Genomic DNA, 13,031 nt, shown 5'->3' on the forward strand with positions numbered 1-13,031 from the left:
AGCAAACATTCGGCTGATTGTTCGTCTTGAACTATGAAGATATTTCGTTATCTTTGGTTGTGGTAGTACCTTTGGGGTACTATCGCGGGGTAGAGCAGTTGGTCAGCTCGCTACTTTGACTTGGTAGAGGTCGGTGATTCGAATTCATCCCCCGCAACTACGATTATTAATTTTAAAAATGACACGATTATGAACATTTTGACGCTTAGTATTAAGCAAAAGTATTTTGATGAAATCTTAGCAGGTACAAAAACGCACGAATACCGTGAGATCAGGCCAACCAACGCTAAGAAGTATATTACTTACTTATGTGGTGGCAAAGAGTACCAGGTAGATGAAGAATTACCAGAAGAAGGTGATGTAGAATTAAAGCCCATCAAGTACGATGCTATCAAACTTCTTACGGGTGAATATAAAGGCAAGCGCCCTTATATAATCATAGAGATTAAAGAAACAGAAGCAGTACTTCTCACCGATGATGAAGGTAATGATATTGTCTATGAGTATCAAGGCGAAGAATACCTTGCTGCACAAATGGATTACACATTAGGTAAGATATTAGAGAAACATATAGACTGATTGTTTAATTTAAAATTTGAAAGCTGAGTCGCAAGAAGAATAAACAGAGTAGCCGGTCCCCGTCGAAACATGAACGGTGCTGGTGCCGGTGGTAGATTAGTAGCAAGAAGAGGTGGTGCAGCAGGCACATCTCAATTGGGTTCACGCAGACAACGTTATAGTGACGTTCGTATTGCTTATGGTTTATCTGGTGGTTAACCATGAATAGGATAGAACAAGCGAACCAATGCATAGACCTCATTCGAGTAAAATCGAGTGAGGCTATATTGTTTTGTAGCCTTGGCAAAGATTCATTGGTTCTGCTTGATTTAATCTATCCGAAGTTTGACCGGATCGTATGTGTGTTTATGTACTTTGTTGAAGGATTAGAACACATTGAACGATGGGTAAATTGGACGAAAGCAAAGTATCCGAAGATTGAGTTCGTTCAGGTCCCGCATTGGAACTTGACTTATATTCTTCGAGGTGGTATGTATTGCGTAGCGAATCCCAAAGTAAAGTTACTGAAGCTTGTCGATGTGGTTGAGTCTATGCGATTGACGTATGACATTCACTATGTGTTTTTAGGTATGAAGAAAGCCGACAGCATGAATAGGCGGTTGATGCTGAAATGGTACTCCAACTATGAAAATAACGGTTTGTGTTATCCGCTTGCTGATTGGTCACAGAGAGATATTCTTGCCTATATGAAACAAAAAGGATTGCCCGAACCGGTTAGATACTCTGCAAAGGCTTCCGGTGGTGTTGGTTTCAATCTTGATTGCTTTCTGTGGCTTCGTGAGAACTATCCGGGTGATTTGAGAAGAATAATCAAAGCTTTTCCAATGAGTGAAAGAATTTTATTTGAATATGATAACCATAAAAATTAATTAGCTGAGTCAGAAAGAAAACTAAATCGGGTTGGGATATTGCTCGACAAGCAGCAAGCATTGCGGAAAGACGTTACGGTAACAATGCGAGTAAACCTAATAATCTTGTGAATAGGATTCAGGGGAGGTATTTGAGCAACTTTAATAAGAGCGGTACGAGTTGGGGAAATCAAGTGTCTCGTAGATTCTATATGGGATTGAATGGTGGATAGTATGGAACTAAGTAAATACATAAAATCCCAAAGCGTAGAGGTGGACCGTAGTCAAATACACTTTGCCTCCTACAATCCCCGTACCTTATCCGAAAATGAAAAGAAAACTCTCAAACGAGGAATAAAGAAATTCGGATTGGTTGGAGGAATTGTGGTAAACAAACGTACCGGTATGACAGTAGTAAGCGGACACCAGCGATTAACAGTCATGGATGAACTGAATAAGTTCCCGGAGAACGATTACGCCATCCGTATAGATTTGATAGACGTAGACGAAAAGCAGGAGAAAGAGTTGAACATCCTGATGAATAATCCGAATGCTCAGGGTAAATGGGACTACGATGCTCTTGCTTCCCTTGTTCCTGATATTGACTGGAAAGATGCCGGACTGACGGATGTCGATTTGAATCTGATCGGATGTGACTATCTTCTGAAGACCGAAGAAGAAAACTCTATCGCTGATGCTTTGGATGATATGATGTCCCCTGTTACCGAGCAGAAAGAAGCCGACAAAGCAGCTAAACAGTTAGAGCGTGCCGAGAAGGTCGCTCACATGAAAGAAGTCAAGCAACAAGTAAAGGAGAATGCACAAAAGACAGCCGAAGATATGGATGCTTATGTGATGCTCTCTTTCGATACCTATGAAGCAAAAGCGGCTTTCATGAAGAGGTTCGGGTATGAACGAGAGATGAAGTTTATTAAGGGGGAAGTATTCTCCGACCAAGTAGAAAGGGTAGATTGATATGGCAAAGCCGAAGTTTGATTTTGATGACGAACAGAACTTAATCCGCATTGAGGGTTGGGCTCGTGATGGTTTGGATGATAAACAGATTGCGGCTAACATAGGATATAGTGAGGCTCATTTCTCAGTATTGAAAGGTAAATTGCCTAAATTATCTAAAGCATTAAAAAACGGGCGTGCGCCTTTAGATTTTGCTATCGAAAGTAAAATCTACCGTAAGGCTATGGGCACAAAGGTAAAGGTTCAGCAGGCTATCAAAGTGAAGGATGTGTATTTCGATGAAGAAGGTCGAAGATGTGAAAAGGAAAGAATAGAAGTTGTCGAACTTGAACAGGAAGTTCCACCTGACACAACAGCCGGTATTTTCTGGTTAAAGAACCGTAAGCCTGAGCAATGGAATAGACCGGCTCCAAGAATTGAGGAAGATGATGATATTCCAAAGAACCCAGATAAAGGTATCTGTATTGACGAATGGATTAAAGGCAAGATTGAATGATAGAGCCCCAAATTATATATCACCCCCTGTACACTGACACAGATAAATTCATTATCATTGTCACCGGTGGGCGTGGATCAGGAAAGTCTTTCAACGCTTCTACATTCATCGAGCGTCTGACCTTTGAATTGACTCCTGCCGAGAAGATAGTACACCAGATTCTCTACACCCGTTACACGATGGTTTCTGCCGGAATGTCTATCATCCCTGAAATGCTTGAAAAGATAGAACTGGATGGAACTACTAAGTATTTCAAGACCACTAAGACGGATATAGTCAACAAAATGACTAAGAGCCGTATTATGTTCCGAGGCATCAAGACTTCATCGGGTAATCAGACGGCAAAGCTAAAGTCAATTCATGCTTTGACTACCTTTGTTTGCGATGAAGCGGAAGAGTGGACAGATGAGAATAGCTTCGACAAGATAATGCTTTCTATTCGGCAAATAGGCATTCAGAATCGGATTATGATTGTTATGAATCCGACTGACTCCAATCATTTCATCTACAAGAAGTACATTGAGAAAACTCACAAACTGGTAGAGATTGACGGGGTACAGGTCCAGATTTCCACTCATCCGAACGTGTTACATATTCATACGACCTATCTGGATAACTTAGAGAACCTTTCACCTGAGTTCTTGAGAGAGGTTCAGGACATGAAAGAGAATAATCCTGAGAAGTACGCTCATGTTGTTATCGGTCGGTGGGCAGACGTTGCCGAAGGTGCTGTATTCAAGAAATGGGGTATTGTTGATGAATTTCCTCAATGGTGCAAGAAGGTCGCTTTGGCTTCCGACTGGGGATTTACGAATGACCCTTCTACCGGTATTCGGTGCGGAATCGTTGATAACCGGCTATATGTGGATGAATTGTTCTACCGTACAGGTATGCTTACGAGGGATATAGTCAAGGAGCTACAACCGTGGGGATTGAAAGTTTACGGCGATAGTGCAGACCCTCGTTTGATTCAAGAAGTCAAAAACGGAGGTGTGAACATTTATCCGGTAGATAAGTTTCCCGGTTCCGTTGTTGCCGGCATAGATAAAATAAAAGAGTACGAGTTGTTTGTCACTAAACGCTCATATCATATCATAGAGGAATTAAGAAATTACGTTTGGGATAAGGATAAAGACGGACGCTATATCAATGAACCGATAGATGCTTGGAATCATACACTGGACCCTATTAGGTACTATATCTTGGGGCATATCTTAGGGCGTATCTTGAAGCCGAAAGACCTAACAGGAATATTCAATCATTAAAATATAATCGTATGACACTCGAACAGATATTAGCATTAGAGGACATTGGCATAAAGATTCAATACCTCAAAAAAGGAAGAAGAACCAACCTACCGGATTGTGCAGAGCTTTGGAACGACTGGAATCCAGAGAAGCACGAGATAATGACGAATAAGAAAAAGTACCCGGATAGAAAGGTTCTCAAAAGCGAAGCGAAATCGGTTTTCGATGAGAAATCAGGTAGAACGATCGAATCTCCTGCTGAATACGAAACCGAAGAAGTGAACCGTATTACCATTCCTTTAGAGCAGGATATCGTAAATATCCAAACAGCTTTCACGGTCGGTACAGAACCGAAGATGGACTGTAGCACAGAGGATGAGGACGAAAAGAGCTTGTTAGCTGCCTTGAAATCCACTCTTCAGAAGAACAAAATCAAGTACCAAAACAAGAAAGTGGTTCGTTCCTGGTTATCTGAACAAGAAGTAGCCGAGTATTGGTATGTAGTCGATGCTGATTCATTCTGGGATAAGTTCTGGAAGAAGGTGAAAAAGACATTCGGAGGAAAGACTAAACCAAGTAAGAAGCTTAAAAGTGTTCTTTGGTCGCCATTCCGTGGTGATAAGCTTTATCCGTTCTTTGATGATAATGGCAATATGGTCGCTTTCTCCCGTGAATACAAGAAGAAGGACTTAGACGATCATGAAATCACCTGTTTTATGACTATCGCCCAAGGTGCAGTCTTTCAATGGGAACTTAGAAACGGATGGGAGCAACCGGAAGGGAAGACATTCAATCATGGATTTCCAAAGCTGCCTGTTATCTACGCCTATCGTCCAGAATCTTACTGCAAGAAGGTTAAGACTTTCCGTGTTAGGTTGGAGAAGCTTCTTTCAAACTATGCTGACTGCATCGACTACCACTTCTTCCCGATCCTTCAGTTGGTTGGTGATGTGGAAGGATTTGCTGGCAAGGTTAAAGATCGGATTGTAAAGCTTACAGGGCTAGGTGCAGGGGCCTCTTATCTTACGTGGAATCAAGTACCTGATACTATAAAATTCGAGGCGGAAACGCTTACGAATAACGCTTATGACATGACAAACACCCCTCGAATTTCCTTTGAAACACTGAAAGGTGTGGGCAAAGCTTCAGGTACAGCCTTCCGTTTTATGTTCATGGGTGCTCACATGGCGGTAGAGAATCATGCCGAGGTGATAGGTGACTTCATGCAACGGAGAACGAACTTCCTTGTATCTGCTTTGGGTGCTATCAATCCATACGAGTTTGGCAAGGCATCCAAGACGATTGATATTGATGTGGGACTCGTTCCCTACATGATTGACGACCTTACAGACAAGGTTACTACTGCTGTTTCCGCTGTGGCTGGTGGTATTTGGTCTACTCGTGAGGGCATTATGTTTGCGGGAAACGCCGACAGGCTCGATGAGGAGTTGAAAGAGATACAAGAAGAGCGGGATGCCAGGAAGAAAGAGATTATTCCTCCCAATACGAAGGAATAATGTTAGGATAATTATAATTGGCGGGGCTTTTGCTTCGCCTTTTTTATTAGATATAATTTTGTTTTATAAAATATTTATGCTGGAATAATTCTATAATTCAAAATTATTTCGTATTTTTGCATCAAATGAATGATGTATGAGAATAGTATCACATAAGAAGCTGAAAGATTTCTACGAAACCAAAGGTTATGAAGATTCACGTATAGCCTTAGAACGTTGGTATGATGTAGCTGAAAAAGCAGAATGGAAAAACCTATCTGATATTAAAGTCGATTTTCTTTCTGTTGATTATGTCGGTAATCAACACTATGTTTTCAATATAAAGGGCAACAATTACCGCTTGGTGGTGGTTGTTAAGTTTACGATGGGTTACATTTTTATTCGTAAGGTGTGTACTCATGCGGATTATGATAAAATTGATTGTTCAACCATTTAAGATATATGATATGACTAAAGTAACGAAAGAACAATATGAATTTGCACTGGCGAGAGTGGAGGAGCTTTTGCCAATGGTTGATGATAACACCCCTGCAAATGATAAGAATGCAGTGGAGCTATCTGTTATGTCTGATATCGTTATTGCATACGAAAAGGAACACTATCCAATCGAAAAGCCAACGGTTGCAGAACTGATAGAGTTATCACTTGAAGAAAAAGGAATGAACCAAAAGCAGCTAGCTGGTGAGATTGGAATAAGTCCTTCACGTATCAATGACTTTATTGCAGGACGCTCTGAGCCTACTTTGAAAGTTGCTAGATTACTTTGCCGAGTATTGAATATACCTCCGGCTGCTATGTTAGGGTTTTAAATAGAATAAGAGTATGAAAGATTTGATAGAATTTAATGAACTCAGAGAAGGGAATTATGTATTAGCAAATAATCCCCATTATGAAAATCTTGAAATAAAAAGAGTGTTTGATATTCAAGAAGAAGCTGCAAGTTTAGAAGGCTTAGGATTATGTATAAATAAGGGCAAAATAGAACAAGGAGTTAATATAGATCGTAATCTACTCATATTTAGTACGAACCCTTACGTATATCAATTGATTGAACCGTTGCCTTTAACTAATGAATTATTATTAAAGTGCGGTTTTGAGGAAATAAAAGATGGAAAGACTTATATATTACCACTATATTTCCATAAGAGTAATGATATAAAATCGAATAATTATTTATGCTTCTATTGCGAGAAAGGAAAGGGGGTATATGCATTGTATACAGAATACTTGAAGGATGTGAGTTTTGAAGTTAAGGATCCTGTGCTTAATAATAAACCTTGTACATATCTTCATCAACTTCAAAATCTATACTTTGATATTACAGGAGAAGAGCTTGGAGTAAAGCTATAAAGAATATCGGAGCAGAGTTATAATCTGCTACTTTATAAATTCAGAACTTTTAAATTCAAAATTCAGGCGTGAGGTTTCGGCTATTCATGCCTTTTTTATTTATTTCTTCACAATCTCCTTTTGGTGAAATCTACACCGTTTAATTATTTCCCTTCCACCTACTTCCTAAGTACTTTTATACCGAATACCGAACCTTTTATCTATTGTTCGGTATGGGAGCTTTAAATATTTATCAATCATCTGTATTGTAGGTATTTTTACTCTCACAAATTGAATTTTAATTTCTAATTCATACGGTATGACAATTTTAGAACAAATCTTAGCAGGGCTACAAACGAAGTTTTCGGGTGTGGACACTGCTACTTTGACCCGAATAGCCACTAAAAAGGCAGAGGGTGTAACGGACGCAAGCCAAGTAAACTCCATCGTGGAGGGTATCAGCTTTACGGACGTGGTTAATAATTACGGTGATTTCCGGGCTAATTCTGCTGTGACTTCCGCAGTCTCTAACTATGAGAAGAAACACGGATTAAAGGACGGTAAACCAATCGAGAATCCCAATCCAAACCCGAACCCCAATCCTGTTCAGCCGGATATGGCGAAGATGATTGCTGATGCTGTAAAAGCAGCAGTAGAACCTTTGTCTACTGAATTGGCGGGATTTAAGCAGAAAGAAGCGCAAACCGTTCGGGGTGCGCAGATTCAGGCTAAGGCGAAGGAATACGGTATTCCCGAATCTCAGGCAAAACGCTACTCAGTTCCCGAAGATGCAGACTTGGATACTTATTTCAAGGATGTAGCGCAGGAGCTTAAAAACGAAGGTTTTGCCGGAGTAGTTCCTCCTGAAACATCAGATGCGAAGATTAAAACGGAGACAGAATCTATCGCCAATATGATTAACGAGGGGACAAAAACTATTGTTGAACAAAACAAGAATTAATTATGGCATCAGGATTTAAGTATGATTTAGTTCCGCCTGTGGAAACGGAAGAACGCTATGACGTTCAGACCGGAATCCGCAGACGTGGACCGTTCAAGCTCGTAACAACGAACTTGGTAGAGGGAAGCCATCTTCCTTCTTTTGTGCCGATTTACGCAGACTTGAAAAACAAGTTTGCTTATCCGGTTAGAAATGTGAAAGTAATCGAAGCGTATGCTTCCGGTGTGGCTATCAAGGTAGCTAAAAACTCACTGGCTTATGCTGGTATGTTCATCGGTAACGGCTCTAAGGGGGCAAAGGTTGCATCTATCGACAAGTCTAACAAGGCTTATGACGTATTGACTACCGAATCCGCTTTCGGTGAAGCTGTTGTAAAGGGTGCTGTTCTTTTCGAGGCTGCAGCCGTTGACGGATTGAAGCAGAAGTACGTAGCCAACTCCGCTCTTTATGAAAGAACGAAAGTGGAAAACGGTATCGTGTTGGTGGCATTGCTTCGTACTGCCGCAGAAATTGAGCCTGATAAGTTGGTGATGCCGTTCTCTACGAACGACAAAGAGAACTTGAAAGGTTGGTTTGAATTTAACGAATAAGGAGGTAAGCTATGTTTTTGACTATTGAAACCCTATTTAGTGATGCTGGTATTGTAAGTGCCATCATCCAACGTGTTAATCAGACACGTAAAGACGCAATTTACTGGCAACAGTATCTTACCTTCCGGCAGGTGACTACCCGTGTGTTCAAGGACTACATCGGTCAGATTTCCGGTGTGATGGCAGGTTCTATCAATTCCCGCTTCGGAGAGAAACCGATTCGCGAACGTAGAAACATCGGTTCGGGATATGGTGAAATCGCCTACTTGGGTGATGCTTACCAAATGTCTATCGACCGTCTTTCTGAACTTCAAGACTTGATTGATAAGTTCAACCAAGCCAAGACAGCCGACCAAGCAGCCGCCATGAATGAGATTGTAAACTTCATTCAAGACGACTTCCGTCAGACGATGCTTGCCGCTCACAAGCGTATGGATATTGTTGTGGCTTCTTTGATTATGACGGGTTCGGCTCTTGTGAAGAACAAAGATGCTGCCAAGACCGAACAGAATGCACCGGACTTGTTGGAAATCGAACTTCCGTTCAACTTTATCACCCCGGCAGCTTCCGATGTGGTTGTAGATGGAAAGAATAAGTTTATCTCTTATTTGAGAGAAAGCTTGAATAAAATCGCCCCTGACTACGGACGTTATCAGAAGATGGTTTTGACTCGTGCCACGTTCAATAAGAACATTCTTGGTTCTTCTGAATTTGGTGAAAGCTACAAGATGATTCTTGGCTCTAACGAAATGAACTTGAGTACAGGTTTGATTTCTTCCGCTTTGGCTTCTCAGGTCTTTACAGGTATCGGACTTCCGGCTATCGACATCAAAGAGGATTATGTAAAAGACCAGACAGGTAAGAACGTACAGATTTATGCGGATAACCGTATTTCTCTGTTACCTTCCGACCAAATCGGTTATATGCGCCATCATACTCCGTATGAAGCTACCGACCCCGTACAGGGACGTACTTACACTAAGGCAGACGGTCAGATGCTTATCTCTAACTACCGTGACAAGAACGGTCGTTACATGGAATATACCGCAGAGTGGATTCCGCAGATTAGCAATCCTAACCTGATTACGAACTTCGATTTATCAACCATTAATAACATCCCACAGGGATAAGGAGGTGCTTATGAAAGTAAAAGTAATCAGTGAATTTCAGGACAAGTTTACCAAGCAGTTGTATCAACCGGGACAAGTAATCGAAATCGAGGACGAAGCCCGTGTCGAGGACTTGAAAAGTCGTAGACTGGCTGAACCAGTTGAAGAAAAGAAACCGGTTGGTATTCTTCTTTTTGAAAAAGAGTTCGAGAAAAAGGCTTTGGTTGAAGCGTTGAAGTCCGTCGGTGCTCAGGCGACTGGAACGATGGGTGAGAAAACTCTTTTGGAAAAGGTTGCGGGGCTTGACGAAGAATCAGCTGCTAAACTGAAAGACGCATTAGGAGTATGACGGTAAAAGACTACATAACCCAGAAGTTTCAGACCTTCGGCATTCAGTTGTCGGAAGCTGATCTTTTGGACGTGTGTCTGAGCTCTAAGATAAGCGGAGAGGATGAGATGAACCAGGATTATCATACGCGGGTTACGGTGGCGATTGCGAAGTTCATCCCCTCTCTTTTGCTTCGACCCTCATCAATAGGAGAGGGCGGTGTTTCTGTATCATGGAACCTTGAAGGCATTAAGGTTTACTATTCATTTCTGTGTAAGAAGCACGGATTGAAAGACGAATTGACAAACAAAAATACTTGTAGATTCTTATGATTCCACAGTTTAGACCACATAGATTACAATACCAAGTTTTATCTGAAGGATATGAGGATGAAAACGGTGATTACCATTCAGGGGAATTTCGTTTCGAGGGTGACATCCCTTGCCGATTTGAGCCTAATGGAAAAGCGACAACAATAGCCTTTGAAGATGGTAAGACTTATGTGTATCAGTATGTGGTTTATTTGGATCAGAATTGCCGAGAGTTTAAGATCGGTGACATTATTCGCCTTTTAAGTAATAGGAGTACGATTGCAGAGAAACAAGTTCAAGGATTTCACCGGGGACAATTAAATGCAAAACTATGGGTATAAGAATGACTACATCAATGAATGAGATAAACACTTTGATCCGGGCAGAAGCTGAACGGGTAGAAAAGCTTATCATAGTCACATTGTCTGAACTCGGTGATAAATGCGTTGTAGAAGCAAAAGAAAGACCTCAGGAATCAAGCTGGTTTGACCAATCAGGAAACCTTCGTAGCTCCATTGGCTATGTAATCGTTCATGAAGGTAAAATCATTCAGTATTCAGAATTCAACCAGGTAAAGCAAGGAACTGAAGGAGTTAAAGAAGGAAAAGAACTTGCAGAAGAACTCGCTTCTAAATTCTCTACTGGTTACGCTCTGATTGTAGTTGCCGGTATGAATTACGCTGAACGTGTTGAAGCTCTCGACAACAAGGTAGTGCTTGCATCTGCTGAACTGTTTGCAAGACAGCAACTCCCATCTATGATGTTTAAACTGAAAACTCAAATAATGAGAATAGCTGCATGATGAAGTCGGACATTGAAATCAAGGATGATATCTACAAGGTAATCAAAGGTTCTGCTCTTGAAAAAGCCGTGACAGGTAAGTTGAAGAAGACGAAACGCCCTTCCAATTCAGACAAGGAGGATATAGTCATTTCCATACTTGATAATGGTAGCGGCCAGATTCAAGAAGCCTTTGTGAATGTGAATATCTACGTTCCTGATGATATGCGAGACGGTCAAGCAGAAGAACAATCAATCAGACTGAGAGAACTTTGCAAGCTATCTTATGAACTTTTGTTTAACTGCCGTAGCAATGGATTCAGAGTCGATTCATCCGGTTCTAAACAACGTGTATTAGAAGTGAACGGAAAAGACGAGCACTTCATTAACAATAAATTATTGTATAAACAATCTAACGAATAAAGATTATGGCACAATTATCATGGGGTAAGCCCTCAATTGAATTTGGTAAGTGTGGAGCTAATGGTTCTGCACCTACAACGTGGACTAAGTTAGCTTATGACCCAGTAGAAAACTCCACAAAGTTGACACCTACAAAAGGCGAAAAGAAAGAAGCAAAAGTGGAAGGTGGTGAGAACGAAGCCGTGAAATATGCTAAGAATACCTATGTATTCGAGTTTGAAGTACGTGCGGCTCTTGGACGTACTAAACCTATCGAAGACGTTGATGGTGTTGTAGAAGGAGAATATGCTTTCCGCTTGACTCCTGAGAACCCAGAATGCGAAGGCTTCCTGATAGAGCGTTCAACAGTTTCAGTTGAAGATACATTCGACACCGCTGAAGGTAAGAAATGGAAATACACCGCTGATGTCCTGAAACCTAAAACAGGCAATCAGGTGAAGCCTTATACTGCACAACAACTACCAGTAACTCCAAGTTCTTTGGTATTTGAGAAAGAAGCTGATACTACTGGAAAGGCTATCACTGTAACTGCTACCAGTACTGTTTCTGCTGTATCAAGTGAATCGTGGGCGACTGTTACCGTTGCTTCAAAGACTGTAACAGTTAAAACAGCTGCTAATACTGGCGCTCTTAGAACTGCGAATATCAGTATCACTGCTGACGGAAAGACCTCCGTTGTCACTGTATATCAAGCAGGTGTATAAAGTGATGCGGGATAATATATTGCATCCCGCATCTGTGGTTTTCGTATAACGGTAGTACATAAGTCACTCTGACTTGAAGTCTTGGTTCGAATCCAGGAAACCGCTCTAATTAAATTCAACATCATGGAAGATAAAGAATTGCTTGAAATGAACATCGCTGATACCATCATTGAAAGGCAGATAGGCTTTAATGTTGGTAAACAGCGTTTTTGTATCTATCCTCCCACACTTGGGAAGACATATCTTCTTGCAAGATTACTCAAGGGCTTAGAGGCTAACGAAAAGATAATTTATACTAATCCATACTTGGAGGCTATGCGCCTGTGTACAGAGAAGAAAGATGTAGTATGCCGTGTATTAGCTTACAACACATTCAACCGGAAGGAAGATATACTTGACAACAGAAAGGTTGATAAGCGTACCGAAGCATTTTCCAAACTCGATGTCGAAGAACTTGCTACACTGTTTACACTTGTTCTCTCTGATGACAACACAGAATCCTATATCAGCTACTTCGGAATAGACAAAGAACGTGTAGAGCGTGCTAGAATAGCTAAAATTAAGAACGATAGTAGTAGTGTCACGTTCGGAGGAAATAGTACTTACGGAACATTGATAGACTTCGCATGCCAGCGTTATGGTTGGTCAATGGATTATGTCGTGTGGGGGATCAGTTATGCTAATTTGAAAATGCTCATGGCTGATGCTATTACTACCATCTATCTGAGTGAGGAAGAACGAAAGCAACTCGGGATGAGTGTAGGAGAGGTGATAAATGGGGATGACCCGAAGAACAAGAATCTTATTAGACAAATGTTGAATGAGTAAAAATAC

At 41.0% G+C, this 13,031-nt stretch carries 20 protein-coding genes and 1 tRNA gene; all 21 read left to right on the forward strand.

The window, feature by feature from the left end; all coding sequences use genetic code 11:
• Nucleotides 1–83 precede the first annotated feature (83 nt).
• Nucleotides 84–157, forward strand: a tRNA-Val gene (locus Q1W14_RS10200).
• A gap of 32 nt (nucleotides 158–189) precedes the next feature.
• Nucleotides 190–579: an ASCH domain-containing protein gene (locus tag Q1W14_RS10205; RefSeq protein WP_300701300.1), complete on the forward strand. Its 390-nt coding sequence runs from the start codon at nucleotides 190–192 to the stop codon at nucleotides 577–579.
• Between the two features lie 69 nt (nucleotides 580–648).
• On the forward strand, nucleotides 649–777 hold the full coding sequence (locus Q1W14_RS10210) for a hypothetical protein (protein WP_300701301.1): 129 nt from the start codon (nucleotides 649–651) through the stop codon (nucleotides 775–777).
• A 2-nt stretch (nucleotides 778–779) separates the two neighbouring features.
• Entirely contained in the window at nucleotides 780–1,448 is a 669-nt protein-coding gene (locus Q1W14_RS10215; protein WP_300701302.1) for a phosphoadenosine phosphosulfate reductase family protein, read from the forward strand.
• A 213-nt stretch (nucleotides 1,449–1,661) separates the two neighbouring features.
• Nucleotides 1,662–2,402: a ParB/RepB/Spo0J family partition protein gene (locus Q1W14_RS10220; RefSeq protein WP_300701303.1), complete on the forward strand. Its 741-nt coding sequence runs from the start codon at nucleotides 1,662–1,664 to the stop codon at nucleotides 2,400–2,402.
• Between the two features lies 1 nt (nucleotide 2,403).
• Complete coding sequence (locus Q1W14_RS10225; protein ID WP_300701304.1) at nucleotides 2,404–2,898, forward strand: hypothetical protein; 495 nt, start codon at nucleotides 2,404–2,406, stop codon at nucleotides 2,896–2,898.
• Nucleotides 2,895–4,163 (forward strand): phage terminase large subunit, encoded by a 1,269-nt coding sequence (locus Q1W14_RS10230; protein WP_300701305.1) that lies wholly within the window; start codon nucleotides 2,895–2,897, stop codon nucleotides 4,161–4,163. Before Q1W14_RS10225 ends, Q1W14_RS10230 begins: the two co-directional genes overlap by 4 nt.
• 11 nt (nucleotides 4,164–4,174) lie before the next feature.
• The gene (locus Q1W14_RS10235) at nucleotides 4,175–5,662 is read left to right on the forward strand and encodes a phage portal protein (protein ID WP_300701306.1); all 1,488 of its coding nucleotides are present in this window, start codon (nucleotides 4,175–4,177) and stop codon (nucleotides 5,660–5,662) included.
• A 136-nt stretch (nucleotides 5,663–5,798) separates the two neighbouring features.
• The gene (locus tag Q1W14_RS10240) at nucleotides 5,799–6,098 is read left to right on the forward strand and encodes a type II toxin-antitoxin system HigB family toxin (protein WP_300701307.1); all 300 of its coding nucleotides are present in this window, start codon (nucleotides 5,799–5,801) and stop codon (nucleotides 6,096–6,098) included.
• Nucleotides 6,099–6,108: 10 nt separating this feature from the next.
• Nucleotides 6,109–6,471: a helix-turn-helix domain-containing protein gene (locus tag Q1W14_RS10245; RefSeq protein WP_300701308.1), complete on the forward strand. Its 363-nt coding sequence runs from the start codon at nucleotides 6,109–6,111 to the stop codon at nucleotides 6,469–6,471.
• A gap of 13 nt (nucleotides 6,472–6,484) precedes the next feature.
• A complete protein-coding gene (locus tag Q1W14_RS10250; protein WP_300701309.1) occupies nucleotides 6,485–7,012 on the forward strand; it encodes a hypothetical protein in 528 nt (175 codons plus the stop codon).
• Between the two features lie 298 nt (nucleotides 7,013–7,310).
• Complete coding sequence (locus Q1W14_RS10255) at nucleotides 7,311–7,952, forward strand: hypothetical protein (protein ID WP_300701310.1); 642 nt, start codon at nucleotides 7,311–7,313, stop codon at nucleotides 7,950–7,952.
• 2 nt (nucleotides 7,953–7,954) lie between these two features.
• Entirely contained in the window at nucleotides 7,955–8,542 is a 588-nt protein-coding gene (locus tag Q1W14_RS10260; protein ID WP_300701311.1) for a head fiber protein, read from the forward strand.
• A gap of 11 nt (nucleotides 8,543–8,553) precedes the next feature.
• Nucleotides 8,554–9,672: a hypothetical protein gene (locus Q1W14_RS10265; RefSeq protein WP_300701312.1), complete on the forward strand. Its 1,119-nt coding sequence runs from the start codon at nucleotides 8,554–8,556 to the stop codon at nucleotides 9,670–9,672.
• A gap of 10 nt (nucleotides 9,673–9,682) precedes the next feature.
• A complete protein-coding gene (locus tag Q1W14_RS10270) occupies nucleotides 9,683–10,000 on the forward strand; it encodes a hypothetical protein (RefSeq protein ID WP_300701313.1) in 318 nt (105 codons plus the stop codon).
• Entirely contained in the window at nucleotides 9,997–10,311 is a 315-nt protein-coding gene (locus Q1W14_RS10275; RefSeq protein ID WP_300701314.1) for a DUF6706 family protein, read from the forward strand. Before Q1W14_RS10270 ends, Q1W14_RS10275 begins: the two co-directional genes overlap by 4 nt.
• Nucleotides 10,308–10,631, forward strand: a complete 324-nt coding sequence (locus Q1W14_RS10280) for a hypothetical protein (RefSeq protein WP_300701315.1) — start codon at nucleotides 10,308–10,310, stop codon at nucleotides 10,629–10,631. Before Q1W14_RS10275 ends, Q1W14_RS10280 begins: the two co-directional genes overlap by 4 nt.
• A gap of 2 nt (nucleotides 10,632–10,633) precedes the next feature.
• Entirely contained in the window at nucleotides 10,634–11,092 is a 459-nt protein-coding gene (locus Q1W14_RS10285; protein ID WP_300701316.1) for a hypothetical protein, read from the forward strand.
• A complete protein-coding gene (locus tag Q1W14_RS10290; RefSeq protein ID WP_300701317.1) occupies nucleotides 11,089–11,493 on the forward strand; it encodes a hypothetical protein in 405 nt (134 codons plus the stop codon). The genes Q1W14_RS10285 and Q1W14_RS10290 overlap by 4 nt, the downstream gene beginning before the upstream one ends.
• A 5-nt stretch (nucleotides 11,494–11,498) precedes the next feature.
• Nucleotides 11,499–12,197 carry a BACON domain-containing protein gene (locus tag Q1W14_RS10295; RefSeq protein WP_300701318.1) on the forward strand — a complete coding sequence of 233 codons (699 nt, stop codon included), beginning with the start codon at nucleotides 11,499–11,501 and terminating at the stop codon, nucleotides 12,195–12,197.
• A gap of 123 nt (nucleotides 12,198–12,320) precedes the next feature.
• Nucleotides 12,321–13,025 (forward strand): hypothetical protein, encoded by a 705-nt coding sequence (locus Q1W14_RS10300; RefSeq protein WP_300701319.1) that lies wholly within the window; start codon nucleotides 12,321–12,323, stop codon nucleotides 13,023–13,025.
• The last annotated feature ends 6 nt before the right edge of the window (nucleotides 13,026–13,031 follow it).

The organism is Bacteroides sp., from assembly GCF_030151085.1.
Classification (GTDB): domain Bacteria; phylum Bacteroidota; class Bacteroidia; order Bacteroidales; family Bacteroidaceae; genus Bacteroides.